Genomic DNA, 20,470 nt, shown 5'->3' with positions numbered 1-20,470 from the left:
AACTCAAAAAAAAAATCAAGCCGTTAAATTAAACAAAAAATAGCTAAGTTGTCAACTTTCATTGGCAACTTAGCTTTAATAAATATTTAATCTCAGAAATTAAACAGCCTTAGAGTTGTTCTCTTCTTCTGATTTCTCATCTTCCGCTGGTGCATCAGTTGGAAGTGTTTTAGCTTCTTCAATTTCTTGATTACCAAAATTTCTCTTTCCAAAAATAGCTTCTAAATCTTCACTGAAAATCACTTCACGTTCCAATAATAATTGGCTCACTTTTACGTGACCTTCGATATTATCCTTAAGAACTTGCTTTGCTCTTTCGTATGAAGTCGAAATCAATACTTTAACTTCCTCATCGATAAGCTCAGCAGTTTTCTCACTATAAGGCTTAGAGAAACCATAGTCAGACTGCCCTGATGAATCGTAGTAACTTACATTACCAACCTTTTCGCTCATTCCAAATATTGAAACCATAGCCATTGCTTGCTTGGTGACTTTCTCAAGGTCATTTTGAGCTCCAGTTGAAATCTTTCCAAAAGATAGTTCTTCGGCAGCACGTCCACCAAGAGCAGAGCACATTTCGTCTAACAACTGCTCTTTAGTTGTGATACTTCTCTCCTCAGGCAAATACCAAGCAGCTCCAAGAGCTTTTCCACGAGGGACGATGGTTACTTTCACCAATGGATGAGCATATTCCAACAACCAAGATATTGTTGCATGACCAGCTTCGTGATATGCAATCGTCTTCTTCTCATTGACTGAGATAATTTTATTTTTCTTCTCCAAACCTCCAATGATACGGTCAACTGCATCAAGGAAATCTTGTTTCTGAATAACATTTTTCTTTTTACGGGCAGCAATCAAAGCAGACTCGTTACAAACATTAGCAATATCTGCTCCAGAGAAACCCGGTGTTTGCTTCGCTAAGAATTCACTTTGAACCGAATCATCAAGTTTTAATGGACGAAGGTGAACATTGAAAATTTCTTCACGCTCATTTAAATCTGGTAGTTCAACATGAATCTGACGGTCGAAACGACCAGCACGCATTAAAGCTCTATCTAGAATATCGGCACGGTTAGTTGCAGCAAGGATAATGACACCTGAATTAGTATCGAAACCATCCATTTCAGTCAACAACTGGTTTAATGTATTCTCGCGCTCATCGTTAGATCCCATATTTGGGTTCTTACCTCTAGCACGACCAATAGCATCAATCTCATCAATGAAAATGATACATGGTGATTTCTCCTTAGCTTGCTTAAATAAGTCACGAACACGACTAGCACCAACACCAACAAACATCTCAACAAAATCAGAACCTGACATACTAAAGAAAGGGACTTGAGCTTCACCAGCTACAGCTTTTGCCAAAAGAGTTTTACCTGTTCCTGGAGGGCCTACAAGTAGAGCACCTTTAGGTATTTTACCACCCAATTGGGTGTACTTATCAGGGAATTTAAGGAATTCTACAATTTCTTCAACCTCTTGCTTCGCTTCTGCTAAACCAGCAACATCCTTAAAGTTTGTCTTAATATCTGACTCTTTATCGAAGACTTTTGCCTTAGATTTTCCAACATTGAAAATATTACCACCACCAGCTCCACCGCCAGCACCTTTACTCATTTTCTTGAATACAAAGAACCAAATAGCAAGTATGATTAGAATAGGGAATATAAATCCTATAATATCTCCAAAATAATCTTTGTGGTCAACATATTTTACCGCTACACGATCAACTTCAGGCATAGCTTCCTGAGCTTTTTCTAGATTCTTCTCAAAATTCTCAATCGATCCAATTGTGAAGAAATAGTGTGGTCCCGCTTTTGATGGTGAATCAAATGAATTAGAGAATAAATCTGGGTATTTATCTAAATTTGCATCCTTGATGTAAACATTTACATTACCAAGATTACGAACAATCTCAATTTTTTCCACATCATGATTACGCAACATCTCAACTTTCGTCTTATGCCAACTGGTCTCTTTAGGATTTTGCTGGTAAGTAAAATATTGAATGGCTAAGAATGATAAAGCTATGATTCCATAAATCCAATAAGCATTAAACTTAGGTACCTTCATCATATTAGAGGGTCCCTTTCCTTTCTTATTGTTAGGAGGAGGTGTGTTTGGCATTTTCTTTTCTGTCATTATATTTTGTATAATTCTATTTGTACTATTTTAAAGAACATCTGCTATGCGAGTGATTTTAGCATCAGCCCACAATTGCTCCAATTGATAAAAATCACGATATTCTTTTTGAAAAACATGAACGACTACATCAGCGTAATCCAAGAGTAGCCATTGGGCATTCTGATGGCCTTCTTTCTTCCATACTTTTTCACCCAGTTTCTCGATTGTTTCATCTTGAACATTATCAGCAAGTGAAGAAACGTGTGTATTGGAAGTTCCATTACAAATAATGAAATACTTACATACGGCACCACTTACATTTTTTAAATCAACACATACAATATCAACAGCTTTTAGATCCTTTAAGGCATCAATAATCGTATCGACTAATTTTTCAGGTGAATGTTCTCTTTTTTTAGTCATATATTAATTTTAATCTTACAAAGATAATTTTTTTTTAAATCTATAATAATAAAGCAATATTTAGATTTGAGTCATTTGAATAAAAAAGGAGTCTCAAGTCTTAGAAATTGAAATCTTCCTCTTAATTTTGTCTTCAAATCATATTTGAATCAAATTATGCCAAATTTATTTCTTCCCGAGCGAATTATTCGAGTTAATAAACTCGATTCGACAAATTCACATGCCAACCAATTGCTAAAAGATACCAATCCGTCAGATGGCACTGTCGTAATGGCATTAAATCAGACAGAAGGCCGCGGACAGCAAACAAATGCATGGGAAAGTGAAAGTGGCAAAAACCTTACCATTAGTCTTATACTTCGTCCCAATTTCATCTTAGCTCAAGATCAATTTCAGATTTCTATGATCATTTCACTGGGTGTAAAAGATTACTTAGACACTTATACTGATTATGTTTCTATCAAATGGCCAAACGATATTTATATTAAAGATAAAAAAATTGCGGGAATTTTAATTGAACAATCCATAATGGGAGCTAATTTATCACATTCGGTATGTGGTATTGGTCTAAATGTCAATCAAGGCAAATTTATTTCTGATGCTCCAAACCCTATTTCTCTATATATGCTAACTAATGAGAACTATGATTTGGAAAATGAACTGACAAAGCTCTTGGGCACCATAGAAAAACGTTATCTGCAAGTACAAGGAGGAAAAGCACCGCAATTAGAGCAAGATTACTTAAAAAACCTTTATTGGATGAACGAGATCCACGAATTCGAAGATGAAGATGGCGATTTTAAAGGCAAAATTGTTGGTATTTCAGAATTTGGACAGCTCCAAATTAAAGATGTAGACAATGAAATCAGAACTTATAATTTCAAAGAGGTTTCTTTTAACCAATAAACTTCATCATATCTAGAGGGAATCTATTGACATTCCTTATCAAAATGAGGACAAAAAGATATACCTATGTATAAATAATCTCTGAAACTACCGTCTAGAAAAGCCAAGCGCCTTTATTAACATATACGCGTGCGACGGATTTGCAGGATGCCATCCATCAACCCAGGATTGCAATATCTTCATAATTTTATCCTGGCTACAAATATCACGCGACTCTGTCGCTTAGTAAAAAATGTTAAAATTGTAGATATAGGTGCTGAGCACCTCAATATCTGTAGAACAAATACATGATATAGAATTCAGGTGCAGCGCACCGTCATATCATTTTAAAGAAATATTTGATTCGAGTTTGACAAATTTGAATATTGAGACCTACAAAGTGACAAGAACTTTCTAATACCCATATAAAACAAAAATAGCCAAACTCTAAAGTCTGGCTATTTTTATATAATGAAGAATCATCACATCAGCAAATCAAATTTACTCGATATTCTGAAGGTTCTGATAAGGAATCTGGGTCATTCCTTCAGCTAATTGGTCAATACCTTTTTCAAGTTTCTTTTTCAGCATCATTTTCATCATGGCATTCAATTCGGCATGCACGGTCAATCTAATTTTAGTCTCGTAAGGACCTTCTTCAATCAACTGAATCCAAAAATAAAATTCGAAAGGACTACGGCCGTATCCTGTCAATTTTAGGCTTTTGTTTTCTTCCTTTTCAACAAATTGCAAACCAGCTTCACCAAAACCTTTAATTACGAAAGAACAATTGTCTTCGGTAGCTTCCCAATGCTCAATTTGATCCTTAAAATTCATCTTCTTTTTAGTTTGCTCTTCAATTTTCGCTTGAACTTCTGGATTCTCAGAAGCCAATTCGAATACTTTAGCAATTTTTCTAAAATCAGATAAAAAGGAATAAATACTATTCACATGACTTGGAATAATTTTGATATCGCTTACAATCTTCGTTGTTGACATATACTTTCTCTTTTAGAATACAAAAGAGGGTGTCCATTGATAAGACACTCTCTCTTGATATATTTTTTATTAGCTATTTCCTCTTTGTAACAAAACGCCAAATACAGCGTTAATCTCGTATTGAAAAAAATCATTTACAAAAGTAAATTCCTGTTTTTCATTACTTCGAAAGCCTTGTCTTTTGCGCCTTCTTTTCAAAGATTAACAACAGGAGTTTTTCTTACAAGAACGATTTACAGCTTTTATTACTTCCTCCAGTTTGCTGGATCTTTGCGCCATTCTTTCAACTGAGCTACATCTTCTGCTTTAACATAGCCAGTTTCCTGTGCACAGTCAATCATTGTATTGTAGTCACTTAAAGTTTCTAACTCACATTTCGCATTGGTAAAGTTATCTTCTGCAGTTTGGAATCCATAAGTAAAGATCGCAAACATACCCATAACGTCACATTCAGCTTCACGTAGAGCTTGTACAGCTTTTAAACTTGATCCACCTGTAGAAATCAAATCTTCAATAACAACAACTTTCTGTCCGGCTTTTAAATCACCTTCAATCATATTTGTCATTCCATGAGCTTTAGCCGAAGAGCGAATATAAACCATTGGTAAGTTCAATTCGTCAGCAACCAATGCACCTAGAGCAATAGCTCCTGTTGCAACACCTGCAATAACTTCAACATCTGGGTATTTTGCTAAAACAGCTTTGGCAAAAGCTTTTTTGATATCAGTTCTAACTTGTGGAAACGATAAAGTTTTACGGTTATCACAGTAAATTGGTGACTTCCATCCCGAAGCCCAAGTGAATGGGTTTGTAGGTTCTAGCTTAATTGCTTTTATTTGCAAAAGGTATTCAGCGATTTGTTTTGCAGTGCTTTGCATAGGACTATTGGATTAAATGGTTCAAAATATGAGTTGATTAAACAAAACCGAGTGTAACACTCAAGCTTATACCACAGTGATACAAACTTTTACACTACAAGTCTCTTAATCTGAAATCATCCGCAAATGTATAAAGTATTTTTTAAAGATCGTGCAATTTTCTTAGGCGATAAGGCCGAAAGTATGAATTTTCCATGCATGGTTTATCTGTGGACTGAAGGAGATAATTTGGAAGCTATTGTTTCTGATTTCGATCAGGATGAAAATAAAGAAACACTTTTCTTTGCCGCTGAAGATGTGGAAGCACTTTTTTCAGAATTCAAGAATCAATTTAAATATATAGAAGCAGCTGGAGGATTAGTCTTCAATCCAGATAATGAGATATTAGCCATTCACCGATTAGGGAAATGGGATTTGCCTAAAGGCAAGGTGGAAGATGGTGAAACAATAAAAGAAGCAGCCCTACGTGAAGTTGAAGAAGAGTGCGGCATCAGCAATCTTAAACTTGAAGAAAAACTGGAATCAACATATCATACCTATTGGATGAATAATTCATGGATGTTGAAACGGAGCTATTGGTTTAAAATGAGCTATTCTGGCAATGAAAAGCTTATTCCACAAACTGAGGAGGACATTGAGAAAGTGATCTGGATAGCTTGCAATCAACTCGATGAATTCAAAGCAAACACCTATGCTTCAATACTCGAAGTTATTAAAGGAATTGATTAGATTATCTCTTAATCAAATCCTTTTATTTTTTCTGAGAATAGTTTTTGCGAAGTAGCTCTCTTTTTATCTTAACAAAGATCTTCTCCACCCCATCGTGAGGACCTCTGGCAGGATATTGATAAACCTTACCTTCTGGATTGATAATGATATAAGTTGGGAACACTTTGATCTTATAATCTTCTAAGATTGGATTTTCTGCATCAATTTGGACAATAGGCCAGGTGATATTTTTTTGTTTCAATCTATTATTGAAACGAACGATATCCACATCGCTGGCAATACTTAAGAATTCAATATCCTTACCAAAGGCTTCATGCAATTTCTTAAGAGATTCAATATCATTATCCCAAACAGAATTCGTTGTGTTACAAAAATTCAAATACAAATATTTACCCTTATAATCTTCAAGAGCAATATCACCAAGTTTAAAATTTGGCACACTTGTGTTCTTAAGTAAATGTGACAGTTTCGCTAAGTAGTTTTTTGTCAACTGGCTAACTCTTGAATCTTTGGAGTTCTGATTTATCTTTTCAAGAATTCTTATTGCTTTACTACGAGTAAGAATAGCATTTTCAGTTGCATTAAATACAGCCTTAGCCAAAAGAAGATCTCTGAAACTTTTATCCTGATAGACAGAATAGCTTTGCATTAGCTGGTTCAAGTTTTGATAAGGGTCCGAAGATTCAAGTGCTTTATTAAACTTCGATTTCTCTCTACGATGAAATGCTGCCCCCAATGAGTTATCGTAAATTTTATTGAACAGAGTTGTATAAGCTGTATTATTAAGCTCAAGAGTTTGCTTTGCAAAATATTTATTCTCCAAACTGATATAAGCCTCTGGTGAAGCTAAATAATCAAGAAAACCCAAACGATATTTTAAATAAACCTGAAAGTAAGGATTCTTCTCCAGAGCATAATCGCTATTCATTTGTTTTGCAAACCCGACACCTACCGAACTGGAGCCTTGATTATAAATTACTTCGAAATTTTGATTAATGAAGTTATCAAACTGATTATCAAACTTTCTGATTAAGCTATTCAATCCATTCTTATCAGCATTTCTGAACCCCAACAAAACATCCTGAGGTTCGAAAAAAGGATCGGTTTTTTGCGATGGAGATAAATCTCTCCTGGGTGGTAAACTTAGTTGATATTCCTTATCTGCTTCAGCAAAAAAGTAACCTCGGAACACGCCTAGAGGCAAAAACACCATCTGCGTTTTTGCGATTTCAAATTCCACAGAAAACTGACCTTGCTTATCAAGTTTAATTACGGCTAGCTGCTTCTGCGTTTTCGAAAAAGCATCATCATAACAAAGCACCTTAATTTGGGTATTCGCATAGGCTGCATGTTGACCAAACAGCTTAACTTTTTTAGCAAAAGAGTTATGTACTCCCAGAGTCAATATCAGTAAAATAAATAGCGATCGCATATTCAATATTTATAAGTGAATATCAGAAAACAGCTATTCGTATCCTCAATAAATATCAGATACGAATAGTCTGCAATATATTATTGATTACAATTTGTATGCTTCAGGATCCTGCACCTTAGGAACGAATTGTGAGGCATCACCGCCATGACGTATAATATCACGAATAATAGTCGATGTAATCATTGTATGTTCTGGAGTCGTCAGCAAGAAAATAGATTCCAAATCGTATTCCATTTTCTTATTGATTTGTGCAATAGCACGCTCGTACTCAAAGTCAGCTGCTGTACGTAAACCACGTAAAATAAATTGAGCTCCTTTTACCTTGCAATACTCAACCGTTAAGCCACCATAAATCTCAACTTCAATTCTAGGATCGTTATTAAAGGCTTCTTTTATCCACTGAATACGTTTTTCAACAGGAAAAAATTGTTTTTTCTCAGCATTATATCCGATTGCAATTATGATTTTATCAAACAAGGGTAATGCCCTTGTTACAATTGATTCGTGTCCTACTGTAAAAGGATCAAATGATCCTGGAAATATGGCTATACGTTCCATCTAATTCTATTTTTCGATTGCTTTCACAATCCTTATTTAATCGAAATTCATTTTATATCTACTCTCACAAAAATAAACAATAAATTTCACCCTATTGAGAATATTTATATGCCAGATAAAAGCTTATTTGATTTTAATTTTCTTGTACGAACTCACAAAAAGGATATTACCCATATCGTCGAATCCTGTAAACATATCCAATTTATCTCGATCTATATCTTCTCTATTAAATCCAAGAATCGTTAAATCTGCATCCATGGATTTATTCATAATTTCCTTCTTCTTATCAGTATGATCAATCCCAATCAACTCAATATTACTTGATGAGATTGGCAATTGTCCTGAACGAATCAAGCTCAATAGTTTGCCTTGCTCTTTCTCAAGATCTTTCTCAGGATACATAGCAAAAATCTTAATCATGCTCTTTTTCCAGTCAGGATGCCCCTGAATGATGTAAGCTAAAAGAATCATCAAATTCGCATTCTCATAATCTTTTGATCCAATCCAAATATGAATCTCCTTGTGGTAACCAAAACCTTTATAAGACGTATTTAAGATACAAACATCGAATTGAGTTGACTCAATCAAATTGTAGTTATCTATGACATAATTCAATTGATCAGGTTCTATACGCGAATATTCAAACAGAATTGAATTATAACCATGACCTGATATACCCGATAGTTGCATTACCTGCGCAATTGCAGAGGTCATGGATGGACTAATTATCGTGTCTAAGAAAACTCGGTTACGGCTTCCTGATGCCAAATTAATCAGGCGTTTCATGACATTCTTAGACTCTTCATTCGTTTTCTCATTTAGGAAGCCTTCCAAGTAATGTATATAAGTCCCGAAACCATACTTGTAGGAAATCCAACGTAACAAATCGAAGGCTGAACGGCGTTTAAAGGTATCTTGAGAGATACAAATAGCAAAAGGTCTCCAACTCACTTCTCTATCAACTTTCTCGGCTCGTTGAGCAAAGATTTGCAAATATCGACTCAATTGAAAAACAACACCACGAAAGAGTTTCGCAAGACCTCGGTGTTCCTTATTACTCACATTGATTCCGTAGTAAATCACACCCATTATCAGTAAAGAAATGATAGCATACATCATATTCATTTGGAACATGATCCAGAATGAAAGTAAAGCTCCCATAAGAGATAAATACCATCGAGAACGGAAAGTTGGTCGGTAAGATGGATCAGCTGCAAAATGTTCTAGGAATGAGATCATACAAATTGCACCATAGGTCACCATAAAGAACATTGATATAATCTGAGCAACGAAGTCAACATCACCTATCAAGATAAACACAAAGGCAATTATAATAGAGATAACTGAAGCATTAAGAGGTTCTGTTGTTTTGCGATTCTCCTTTTTCAGCCATTTATTCAATCCTTTCTGTGGGAAAATATCATCCATCCCAATAGCTTGCAGAGTACGAGGTGCAACCATAATTGACCCCAATGCAGATGATAATGATGCCGCAGCCAAACCGATAGGAATAATTGGACCCCATATTGCAATATTACTCATGATAAGCTGATTGCTATCTAAGTCCTCAGGACTAGCTGAAACCGTAAATTTATAGGCAGCCAAAAGATAAACAACCAAACCAGCAACGGTTGCCCAGATGGTTCCTCTTGGAATCGATCTTTTAGGATTCTTCAGTTCACCAGACAAGCCTAAACCTGCTGCTAACCCTGTAAAGGCTGGAAATATAATAGTAAACACGTAGAAAAAGCTTTTGGGATTTTCTACAGTTGCATCCAGAACTATATCCTGAGGTGCATCGGCAGGAGAGCCAATAAAAAACATGACAAGTGAAACGGCTAAAGTTCCCACAACTACATAGAGAATTTTCATCCCCATATTTGAACCTCGCCATAAAAATAAACCAGACAAAAGACACATTGCTGGAATTGTAATGGCACGTTTATCGTAGATCAGCCAACCAAAATCATTGGCTACCCATTGAATAACGGGATCGAAGGCTTCACCAAATGCAATAATATAAAAGGCGACTGAAATGGCTTGAGAAAGATAAAGTGTAATACCAATTGCCGCTCCAATATTCAAACCAAAGGATCGTGAAATGATATAATAAGCGCCTCCCCCCAGTACTTTCTGGTTGGTTGCAATTTCTGCCACAGCCATTGCTGTTGGTATGGTAATCATATGCCCCAGAATAATAATTCCGATGACACCGATAAAACCAACATTACCGACAGCCCATCCAAAACGAAGGAAAAGGATGGCTCCTAAAATGGTTGAAATTGCCGTCATAAAAACTGGCAATGTTCCAAAGGTAGCACTTGATTTAGTGAAATTATTGGCCATATATTAAAATCAATTACAGTTTAAAAATAGTGTGTGTTTAGCTTAAAGCTTAAATGGCTCTATAGCCCTTGCGTATATACCTTGAACGTATGAAATTGCTAAGCCGTAATTACTAACCGGAATCCCAGCTTCAATGGCAGGCAGAAGTCGGTTATGGATTTGCTTTTTAGTAATCATACAACCGCCACATTGAATCACCATTGCATAATCATTAATGGGACGTTGAATGGCATCCAAACCTGAAACAATATCAAAGTCCAATTCACAATTGCAATATTTTCTCATCCAAGCTGGTAGCTTAAATCGTCCAATATCTTCACATGAAACATGATGAGAACATGACTCAAGAATTAAAACTCGGTCACCATTTTTCAAATCATCTATCTTTGGTGTTCCTTTTAAGTAGTTTTCAAAGTCACCTTTTTGTCTTGCCAAAACGGTACTAAAACTTGTCAGAGGAATATCTTTAGGAACCAATTGTCCTGCCAAATCGAATATTTGACTATCCGTAATCGCTAGTTTTGGTTTTATATTGGTTGTCGCAAAAAATTCAGATACCTGATCTTGCTGAAGAACAATGTTAATGCAATGATTATCCAAAACATCTCTAATGAGTTGTACTTGTGGTAAAATCATACGACCAGCTGGTGCTTCAGAATCAATTGGACAAATCAACATCACCACATCATTAGGCTTAATTAAATCACCAATTATTGTTTTAAAAACCTTTGAGGCTTCAGGAGCTGTTTTCTTAATCAATTCAATCACCTCATCAAACTTATTTGGATTGACCGTAGAAAAATCGATTACTGAAGTTTTGTAAGTTTCTTCTAACTCATTTTTCAAATCCTCATCGATTTTATTCTCATCCGATTTATTGTGGATGATAAAAAATGGGGTTTTATAATAGCTGAATTTCTTTATCAGATCTTCTTCAAAATTTCCAAAAACATTATCAGCAATCACTAAAATTGCCAAATCGATGGTCGAAATAGAATGTAAAGTTTTTTCAATTCGCTTCTCTCCCAAATCACCTGTATCATCAATGCCTGCAGTATCAATTAAGATCACAGGAGCATAATCAAGTATCTCAAAAGATTTTTTAACGGGATCAGTTGTTGTCCCTGGCGTGTCAGAAACAATGGCAATTTGTTGATCTGCTAGTGTATTTATGATGGAAGATTTGCCGTAGTTTCTACGTCCATAAATTCCTATATGTGTTTTATGATCTTTCGTTTTCATTCTAATAATGATTAATAATAAATCACTTCTTAATTTTTATTAGCTCCTGCATACAGTTTAATATCCTGTTGGGTAATTTCTTTATCACCCAAAATAATTAAACGTTCGATAATATTTCTAAACTCTCGAATGTTTCCTGTATAATCCAGTTTTAGCAATTCAGCAATAGCATCTTCAGCTATCGATTTTGGAGGTAAGCCCATCTCTGAACAAATCATATCAATAAAATGCTGAGCTAATAAAGGAATATCTTCAAGTCTTTCGTTTAGAGCAGGAACCTTAATTAAGATGACACTTAAACGATGATATAAATCTTCGCGGAATTTCCCTAAACTTATTTCATCGGAAAGGTTTTTATTGGTCGCTGCAATCACCCTTACATTTACTTTAATTTCCTTATCTCCACCTACTCGAGTAATCTTACTCTCTTGCAGAGCTCGCAAAACTTTAGCTTGAGCAGATAAACTCATATCACCAATCTCATCTAGAAACAAAGTTCCCCCATCAGACAGCTCAAACTTTCCTTTGCGTTGCTTATGTGCAGAGGTAAAAGAACCTTTCTCATGCCCAAACAATTCACTCTCGATAAGCTCAGAAGGAATCGCGGCACAATTCACCTCAATAAAAGGTTTCTTAACACGATTACTTTTTTCATGAATTCGATGAGCCACCAATTCTTTTCCAGTTCCGTTTGGACCTGTAATCAAAACCCGGGCATCAGTCGGAGCCACTTTTTCAATCATATCATTCAACTCCATAATAGCTTTTGAATCACCTATCATGTCGTATTTCTTACTTACTTTTCTTTTCAAAACCTTCGTTTCGGTAAGTAAAACAGCCTTATCAAGCGCATTTTTAATGGTGATTAAAATTCTATTTAGATCAAGAGGTTTCTCAATAAAATCGAAAGCCCCTTTTTTTATAGCCTCTACAGCCGTATCAATATTACCATGTCCTGAAATCATAATTACAGGTACATCAAAAGCTATTTCTTGTAACTTTTCAAGAACCTCAAGCCCATCCATTTCTGGCATCTTTATATCGCAAAGAATCACATCAAATTCATTCGCTCCAACCATTTTAATGGCTTCCATTCCGTTCTCAGCTACACTCACCTGATAGTTTTCGTAAGAAAGAATCTCTTTCAAGGTATTACGAATACTTCTTTCGTCGTCGATGATTAAAATTTTTGACATGCTATTGATATTATAATAATGACCTTAATATTTTTATTTATCCGAAGATATAGGTTTTTCCGATTCGCTAAGCCCCTTTATATAGTCGATTAAAGCGCCCTCTTTTAGAGCATAAGCTGATTGAAATAAAATTGACAGCTCACTTTCTTTCACCAGAAAGTTGATGAAAATACTAGCAATAACCATCAGGTGTACTCTAGCTGAATCCATCCCCTGCATTTGTATTCTCTCCTCAAGTGTCGATTCCACAAATCGTTGATGTAAGGTGTTAAAATCTTCGAGTTTGATATTGTAATGGGTTTGATCACTTAAAGTCTCCATTTTCTCGTCAGCTAAAATAACCTGACGCAAAGTAGAAAAAGATCCAGATGATCCTATCAATTTCTTTACAGAGTATTTTTTCAAGGCTTCAATTAAGTCGCTCAATTTATCTTTTAAGAACTCTTCAATATTATTAAGTTCATCCATTCTTATTGGATCCGAAGGGTGAAACTGCTCTAACAAGCGTGTCATTCCTAAAGGGTACGACTTCTTCCAAAAGATTTGTTCCGAGTTAGCAATGATTATCTCATTACTTCCTCCTCCAATATCAAGGATGGCCACAAGCTCATCGTCTAATCCAACCGCTTCGCGTGTTCCATAATAAATTAGCTCAGCTTCACGGTTCCCTGATATAACTTGAATATCTATCTCAAAATCTTGATGAATTTGCTTAACAAAATCTACTCCATTCTTTGCTGTCCTTATAGCAGATGTTGCAAAGCCAAAGGTTTTCAATGATTGATAAGAATTGATGATTTGCTTCATCTCTTCGAATGCCAGATTCGCTCGTTTTTGAGCCTCATCGGTAATATAATTCTGATTAATGCCACCTTCACCCAGTTTCACTGGATATTTGGATCGATGAAGTATGTTGATTTGCTTATCAGCAATGATATCAGCTACAAGCAAATTAAAAGTATTGGTACCCAAATCGATAATTGAGATACGCATAGATTGATTGAATTTCAGTTAGAAAAATAGCTTAAACAAAGTATCGAAAGTAGTGAAATTTCGGGGCATTACAAGATAAAAAAGCTTAAGAAAAGTTGGCTTCAAAAATTTCAACTTAGAATAAAGATGTTACAACTGTCATCAAATAATTTTCCTTTTATGTTCTCAATAATCTAATCGAAAGCGTAAGAAAGAGAAAACACATTGGAATACTTCGATATGGATTGATCTCCAATATCAGTAAGGGCATAATCTAACCTAAAGTTTTTATAGTGGATACCTAAACCCATATTAGGTTGAAAAACTAGCGATTCCTTTTGTTTGAAATCGGTTTCTCGCTGGATATTACCAACACCCATTCTAAGATAAATCAAATCTTGATATTGAAACTCTAAGCCCATGTGAGGATCAATACTTATGGGATCTCCTTCGATTAATGTATGACGTTTTCCATCAAAGGTGAAATCTGCGTCCAACTCAGCTAATACAGAAACCTTATCAGTTAATGTGACATCGCGACTTACACCTAAAATCAACCTAGGCAAGGTAATCTCAGTAGAATTCTCAGGAATTTCATTTCCCGTTGTATTAAAAACATCCTCAAGGTCGTCAGTTTTAAAGACCCAAGCATTAAAAGTTGAACTGGCATCACGCAATAAAGCACCCATCTGCCACTTCCCCCTTTTGTATTTCACAGCTGCGTCTATTCCAAAACCATAGGCTGAAGCAAATTCCCCAGTATGACGATAAATTATCTTGACATTCCCTCCAATAGACAATCCTTTAATCTTTGTTTGCTTGGCATAAGAAAATAGAAAAGCATAATCAGCAGCTGAGAAAGTTGTCACTAAATCGTATCGAATATTTCCATCCTTATCTATCAACTCGAGCGTATTGGGTATATCATCAACTCCATATCGAATCACACTTAAGGCCAAAGCACTTTTCTCATCCAACTTTACACCAAAGCCCACATAATCGTAGGCTGCCATTCCAGCAAAATATTCGGCGTGCATAGCTGAGATTTCATATTTCTTATTCATATCAACCAAACTTGCAGGGTTCCAGTAAGCTGCTTCGACACCTTTTTGTGAAGCAACAGCGACATTTCCCATTGCAAAGGCTCTTGCTCCCACTCCTACAGATAAAAACTCATTGCTGTATTTTGGTGCTGAGCTTTGAGCGTAAAGGCTCAAACCAGAAAAAAGAAAGAATATTAGAGTTAAGTATTTTTGCATCTTTTAGATTTTGGACGAAGCGTAAAAATACAATGCTTTTTTTATTCAACGACATTCTCTATGAAACTTTTCAGTGCATTCCGATTTTTAGATTAATTTTGCATGACTCACATGACTGAGTCATATTTATTGATCAAAATAATTCGATACGATGTCAATCACAAAACATATTCCCAATGCCATTACCTGTTTAAATATTTTATCAGGTTGTGTTGCCAGTTTACTGGCTATTGAAGGTTATCTATATCCTGCAGCTCTTTTAATCATTCTAGCCGCAGTATTCGACTTTATGGATGGACTCTTCGCTCGATTGTTAGGTGCCTATTCTGAAATGGGTAAAGAATTGGATTCATTAGCAGATATGCTAAGTTTCGGTTTTGCACCAGCAACCATAGCCTTCTCCTACTTACGCTTTGCCGTTTTAGGTGATGCTGCTGCGGCTTTCACACCAGAAAGCTTGAGCTATTCGCAAATAGCCATTCTGTTGTCTGCTTTTATCATCTCTATTTTCTCTGGACTTCGATTGGCAAAATTTAATGTAGATACGCGTCAAACTACTTCATTTATTGGTGTACCAACTCCAGCTAATGCTATGTTTTGGGCATCGTTACCTATTATTCTTCACTTTGGTGACTATCCAATGATTGAAGGCTTGCTTTCTAACCAATGGCTTATTCTAGCAGCTATACTTATCACATCATTCCTGTTAGTATCTGAAATACCAATGTTTGCTCTAAAGGTTAAAAGCCTTAAATGGCGAGAAAATAAAATTCAATATTTATTTCTTATCACCTTAGTGGTTCTAGCAATTCTTCTAAAATGGTTAGTTGTTCCGCTAATTTTATTTGTTTATATCTTCTTCTCATTAATCGATAACCTAAGAAAATAAACAGATATAACTAACAATATTACAAAGCCTTCATTTTAACTAATGAAGGCTTTTTTGTTCCATTATTTTCGCGCCCCCCTCTCTTATCTAAAAAACATTTCGGATTAATTATGAAATAATTTTTCGCTCTGTCATAATGACTAAAACTCTCAGCTTATTCCATATTTTAGGCTAGTACAAGAGAAAGAAAAAAATAAAAATTCGACATTGATATTCTAGATTAGAAAATAATGAAAATTGAACTATGATTAATTAAGTAAAATTTTTAACTTGTAAGACGAGCATAATGATTTAGAAGTTAAATCATTCCGGATTTTCTAGATGAAATCTGATTTCTTATTGAGAATATAGACATCATATTTATATAAAGCATTTGTAAATCATTCTACCATGAGTAAACTTTGCCTATTCATTCCTATTGTCTTTTTTCTACTGACAAGTTCCCCTTCATTTTCCGAGAATCAAAATACTCCCCAACACGAAAAATCTGAACACAATTTTCTGGAATCATCAAAACAGGGTGAACGTATATTTAAGGGCTTATTACTTACAAAAACTAAGTTGAACGCTTGTGTTAGCTGTCACAATATTAGTTATTCCGATACCCTTAACTGGAACCCTTCGGCATGGGATATTTCACATAGTTTTTCCAATAAAGAAATTTCTGATTTTAACTCAGTTTTAAATGCTCCTATTGCAAAGGTTATGTCTGAGGTTCATGCTGGATACGAATACAACGAAGAAGAACTCACTCATATAAAGAATTACCTACTAAGATTAAAAGATCAAGGTGAAGAACATCAAAAGCCAATAGTTGACAACCTCATCCTATTCCTATTTTTAGGCCTATTGATAACACTAGCTTTAATAGATTTATTCTTCACTAAGAAGATAAAATACAAATTCATCCCAATTCTAATTTTCTTTTTGGCATTAGGCTATCAAATAAAAATGTTAGGCGAAGATGCCATGGCTCTTGGACGAAATGAAAATTACGCTCCTGATCAACCCATTAAATTCTCCCACAAAGTACATGCTACTGATAACAAAATAGATTGTAGATATTGCCATACAGGTGTCGACAATAGTAAATCTGCAGTTATTCCATCTGCGAATGTTTGTCTTAACTGCCACTCAATTGTTCGAGAAGGCCGAAACTCAGGCAAATTTGAAATTAATAAAATTCATGCAGCCATTGAGAATAACAAAGCAATAGAATGGGTACGTATTCACAAACTTCCTGATCATGTCTTTTTTAGCCATGCACAACATGTGAATGTTGGAAAGCGTGAGTGTCAGGAATGCCATGGAGAAGTTGAACAAATGCATATCGTGAAACAAGTTGAGGATTTATCAATGGGTTGGTGTTTAGATTGTCATGACAAAACAGCTATTGATTTCAATTACAACAACTATTACTCTAATACATTCAAAGAACTCCATCTTAAACTGGTAAAAGAACAAATTGATAGTGTCCGAGTTAAAGATATTGGTGGTCGAGAATGTGCCCGCTGTCATTACTAGGCTAGACGAGACTTATTAATCGAAGGAGCTAACTGAAAAAATACCCAATATGAAAAAATACTGGAAAAGCCAGCAAGAAAAAAACGAGAGTTCTGAAGTTAAAATAACAAAGCATGCCCCTAAAGGTAATTTGGAACAGGTTCTCGATATTTTTGAAGATGGAACTTCAGAGGCCAAAAGTAATCGTAGAGATTTCTTAAAGCTTTGTGGTTACAGTTTAGCTATTACAACCGTTTTGTCAAGTTGTGAAAATGCCGTTCAAAAAGCGATTCCATATTTGAATAAACCTGAAGAAATTACACCTGGCATAGCCAATTATTATGCTTCTACTTATATTAATGGCAGTGATTATGCCAGCGTACTCATCAAAACCAGAGAAGGACGACCAATTAAGATTGAAGGCAATAATCTATCACCAATCAGTAATGGAGCTTGTTCTGCTCAAGTTCAAGCATCAGTTTTAAGTTTATACGACAACAGTCGATATAGAAATCCTCAAATAGAAGAAGAAAAGGTTTCATGGGATAAATTTGATGACTCAATCTTAAGCGCATTAGATTCTCAAAAGGAAAATCAAATCGCTTTGTTAACACCGACCATTTTTAGTCCCTCTACCCGAAAAGCTATTCAGCACTTTACTGATGCCTATCCAAATATTAAATGGATCCAGTATGATACGCAATCAGCTAGTGCAATACTTCAAGCTCAAAAACTTTGTTTTGGCAAGGATGGATTACCTGATTATCGATTCAATAGAGCTAATTTGATTGTTAGTTTCGATGCCGATTTCTTAGGAACATGGATAAATCCTAGTGAGTATATCAAAACATATTCGGATACTCGTAAACTTTCAGGTTCATTAAATAAAATGTCTCGTCATATTCAATTCGAATCGAGAATGAGTTTGACTGGTAGCAATGCTGATGAAAGACACGCGATAAAACCGTCCGACTTAAACCTCCAAATTGCTCAGCTGTATAATGAAATCCTGATATTAAAAGGACAACAAAAATATGATATTAAAGAGTCGTCGAAAATAATTAAAGAACTGGCAAAAGATTTATTGGAACAAAAATCACGTTCACTTGTTGTTTCTGGAAGTCAAGATTTGAATGCACAAATTCTGATTAATGCTATCAATTATGAATTAGAGAATTTGAATTCGACTCTTAGTTTTGAAAATCCTCTTTTAAATCATCAAGCCATTGATGAAGATGTGGATCAGCTAATAAACGATTTAGCCTCAGGCCAAGTAAAAGGTTTAATTTGTTATCATACCAACCCCGTATTTAATCATCCAGAAGGAGATAAAATAAAGAAAGCTATTAAGTCTCTTCCATTCAGTCTATCAATTCATGAGACTCCAAACGAGACCTCATCATTGATGAAATTTATAGCTCCTGATAATCATTATCTGGAAAGTTGGAATGATGCAGAAATAAAGAAGGGTTCGTTCAGTTTGATGCAACCAGCCATTCATCCTTTATTCGATACCCGTCAGTTTCAATCTTCGCTTTTAAAATGGTCAGGTCAAGATGTCGATTACCATAAATTGATCATGAACCATTGGGAAGAAACACTTTTCCCAATTCAAACACTTTATACAAGTTTCAAATCCTATTGGGAGCATACACTACAAGAAGGCATCTTTCAGACAAAGGATATATCAACTGACAAACTAAAGTTTGCTGAGCTTGATATTAATAAAACCATTGAGACCATTACTCAAAATAAGAAATCAAGTGGGATTGAGCTGCAGGTATACGAAAAAGTATCCATAGGCGATGGAAGTATGGCTAATAATCCATGGTTACAAGAAATGCCTGATCCGATAAGTAAAATTTGCTGGGATAATTACCTCAATATATCTCCAAAACAAGCCAAAGAGATGGCCCTTGAGACAGGAAATATGGTATTGCTTAATAACAAGCTTGAACTACCAATTTACATACTTCCAGGACAGGCCTACAATTCAGTATCAATTGCGGGTGGCTATGGAAGAACTATTTGTGGTAAGGTTGGTAAAGACGTTGGTCTCAAAGTATCCCATTTAAACACAAACGAGTATTCTTCAGTCAAGCTTGAGAAAATTGAAGGACAGTTCGATTTTGCGATGACTCAAACTCACCATTCCATGGAAGGTAGAGCAATCGTTCGTGAAGCCAATTTGGATGAGTATAAGAAAAATCCCAAAGCAGGAAACGATAACAAACACGAATATAAGAATGCTGGGATTTATAAAGAACCCGAATTCCCGAATCATCATTGGGGATTAGCTATTGATTTAAATGCCTGCATTGGTTGTGGGGCTTGTACAATTGCTTGTCAGGCTGAAAACAATGTTCCTATTGTAGGAAAGAAAGAGGTTATTCGCGCTCACGAAATGTCATGGATTCGAATTGACCGTTATTTCTCTGGTGATGAAAACAAACCTGGCGTCGTTTTCCAGCCTGTTATGTGTCAGCATTGTGATAATGCACCTTGTGAAAATGTTTGTCCTGTAGCAGCTACAAACCACAGCAGCGAGGGATTAAATCAAATGATTTACAACAGATGTATTGGGACACGTTACTGTGGAAACAACTGTCCCTATAAGGTTAGGCGATTCAATTGGTTTGATTATACCCTAGCAGATTCAATTCCAAATAACCTTCATGATCCGGCAGGCATGACCTTAGATTTAAGTCGTATGGTGCTTAATCCTGATGTAACAATTAGGGCTAAAGGTGTTATTGAAAAATGCTCGATGTGTGTTCAAAGAATTCAGGAAGGCAAACTTAATGCAAAACTTGAAGGAAGAAAAGTAAAAGATGGTGATATCAAAACGGCTTGCCAACAAACCTGTCCTTCCGGAGCCATCCTCTTCGGTGACTTAAACGACAAGGGTAGTGACTTATTCAAAGTCGCTACAAGTGATCGAAACTACCATTTATTGGAAGAAATACATACACTTCCTTCCGTTAGTTATCTAACGAAAATTAGAAACAAAAAGAGTTAAACCACTA

At 35.5% G+C, this 20,470-nt stretch carries 16 protein-coding genes; 5 read left to right on the top strand and 11 right to left on the bottom strand.

Annotated elements, in window-relative coordinates; translation table 11 throughout:
* Window positions 1–99: 99 nt before the first annotated feature.
* Both ftsH and rsfS read right to left on the bottom strand, forming a co-directional pair.
* Window positions 100–2,148 carry an ATP-dependent zinc metalloprotease FtsH gene (gene ftsH, locus ACXR6G_RS10120; RefSeq protein ID WP_458361311.1) on the bottom strand — a complete coding sequence of 683 codons (2,049 nt, stop codon included), beginning with the start codon at window positions 2,146–2,148 and terminating at the stop codon, window positions 100–102.
* Between the two features lie 30 nt (window positions 2,149–2,178).
* Window positions 2,179–2,553 carry a ribosome silencing factor gene (gene rsfS, locus ACXR6G_RS10115; RefSeq protein WP_458361310.1) on the bottom strand — a complete coding sequence of 125 codons (375 nt, stop codon included), beginning with the start codon at window positions 2,551–2,553 and terminating at the stop codon, window positions 2,179–2,181.
* A gap of 156 nt (window positions 2,554–2,709) precedes the next feature.
* Between rsfS and ACXR6G_RS10110 the strand changes: the two genes are divergently transcribed.
* Window positions 2,710–3,459, top strand: coding sequence for a biotin--[acetyl-CoA-carboxylase] ligase (locus tag ACXR6G_RS10110; protein WP_458361309.1), 750 nt, complete (start codon window positions 2,710–2,712; stop codon window positions 3,457–3,459).
* Window positions 3,460–3,939: 480 nt separating this feature from the next.
* On the opposite strand, the gene ACXR6G_RS10105 is transcribed toward ACXR6G_RS10110, so the two are convergent.
* Both ACXR6G_RS10105 and pyrE read right to left on the bottom strand, forming a co-directional pair.
* Window positions 3,940–4,437: a hypothetical protein gene (locus ACXR6G_RS10105; RefSeq protein WP_458361308.1), complete on the bottom strand. Its 498-nt coding sequence runs from the start codon at window positions 4,435–4,437 to the stop codon at window positions 3,940–3,942.
* 245 nt (window positions 4,438–4,682) lie between these two features.
* On the bottom strand, window positions 4,683–5,315 hold the full coding sequence (gene pyrE / locus ACXR6G_RS10100) for an orotate phosphoribosyltransferase (RefSeq protein WP_458361307.1): 633 nt from the start codon (window positions 5,313–5,315) through the stop codon (window positions 4,683–4,685).
* Between the two features lie 126 nt (window positions 5,316–5,441).
* Between pyrE and ACXR6G_RS10095 the strand changes: the two genes are divergently transcribed.
* Complete coding sequence (locus ACXR6G_RS10095; protein ID WP_458361306.1) at window positions 5,442–6,044, top strand: NUDIX hydrolase; 603 nt, start codon at window positions 5,442–5,444, stop codon at window positions 6,042–6,044.
* A 22-nt stretch (window positions 6,045–6,066) separates the two neighbouring features.
* On the opposite strand, the gene ACXR6G_RS10090 is transcribed toward ACXR6G_RS10095, so the two are convergent.
* From ACXR6G_RS10090 to ACXR6G_RS10060, 7 genes are all read right to left on the bottom strand, one after another.
* On the bottom strand, window positions 6,067–7,476 hold the full coding sequence (locus ACXR6G_RS10090; RefSeq protein ID WP_458361305.1) for a TlpA family protein disulfide reductase: 1,410 nt from the start codon (window positions 7,474–7,476) through the stop codon (window positions 6,067–6,069).
* 87 nt (window positions 7,477–7,563) lie between these two features.
* Window positions 7,564–8,037 carry a pantetheine-phosphate adenylyltransferase gene (gene coaD, locus ACXR6G_RS10085; RefSeq protein WP_458361304.1) on the bottom strand — a complete coding sequence of 158 codons (474 nt, stop codon included), beginning with the start codon at window positions 8,035–8,037 and terminating at the stop codon, window positions 7,564–7,566.
* Window positions 8,038–8,160: 123 nt separating this feature from the next.
* Window positions 8,161–10,383: an amino acid permease gene (locus ACXR6G_RS10080; RefSeq protein ID WP_458361303.1), complete on the bottom strand. Its 2,223-nt coding sequence runs from the start codon at window positions 10,381–10,383 to the stop codon at window positions 8,161–8,163.
* Window positions 10,384–10,425: 42 nt separating this feature from the next.
* The gene (gene hydF, locus ACXR6G_RS10075) at window positions 10,426–11,625 is read right to left on the bottom strand and encodes a [FeFe] hydrogenase H-cluster maturation GTPase HydF (RefSeq protein WP_458361302.1); all 1,200 of its coding nucleotides are present in this window, start codon (window positions 11,623–11,625) and stop codon (window positions 10,426–10,428) included.
* Between the two features lie 29 nt (window positions 11,626–11,654).
* A complete protein-coding gene (locus ACXR6G_RS10070; protein WP_458361301.1) occupies window positions 11,655–12,821 on the bottom strand; it encodes a sigma-54-dependent transcriptional regulator in 1,167 nt (388 codons plus the stop codon).
* 33 nt (window positions 12,822–12,854) lie between these two features.
* On the bottom strand, window positions 12,855–13,814 hold the full coding sequence (locus ACXR6G_RS10065) for a Ppx/GppA phosphatase family protein (RefSeq protein ID WP_458361300.1): 960 nt from the start codon (window positions 13,812–13,814) through the stop codon (window positions 12,855–12,857).
* A gap of 173 nt (window positions 13,815–13,987) precedes the next feature.
* Window positions 13,988–15,052 (bottom strand): putative type IX sorting system protein PorV2, encoded by a 1,065-nt coding sequence (locus ACXR6G_RS10060; protein WP_458361299.1) that lies wholly within the window; start codon window positions 15,050–15,052, stop codon window positions 13,988–13,990.
* A 151-nt stretch (window positions 15,053–15,203) separates the two neighbouring features.
* Here ACXR6G_RS10060 and pssA point away from each other — a divergent pair, with 151 nt between their 5' ends.
* The 3 genes from pssA to ACXR6G_RS10045 all read left to right on the top strand — a co-directional run bounded on the left by pssA (window position 15,204) and on the right by ACXR6G_RS10045 (window position 20,463).
* Window positions 15,204–15,941, top strand: a complete 738-nt coding sequence (gene pssA / locus ACXR6G_RS10055) for a CDP-diacylglycerol--serine O-phosphatidyltransferase (protein ID WP_458361298.1) — start codon at window positions 15,204–15,206, stop codon at window positions 15,939–15,941.
* 390 nt (window positions 15,942–16,331) lie between these two features.
* The gene (locus tag ACXR6G_RS10050; RefSeq protein ID WP_458361297.1) at window positions 16,332–17,465 is read left to right on the top strand and encodes a cytochrome c3 family protein; all 1,134 of its coding nucleotides are present in this window, start codon (window positions 16,332–16,334) and stop codon (window positions 17,463–17,465) included.
* A gap of 49 nt (window positions 17,466–17,514) precedes the next feature.
* Entirely contained in the window at window positions 17,515–20,463 is a 2,949-nt protein-coding gene (locus ACXR6G_RS10045) for a Fe-S-cluster-containing hydrogenase (RefSeq protein ID WP_458361296.1), read from the top strand.
* Window positions 20,464–20,470 lie beyond the last annotated feature (7 nt).

The sequence above is a fragment of the Ancylomarina sp. YFZ004 genome, assembly GCF_054254355.1.
The sequence above is the reverse complement of the archived record's forward strand: the minus strand, read 5'-3'. Positions and strand labels throughout refer to the sequence as shown.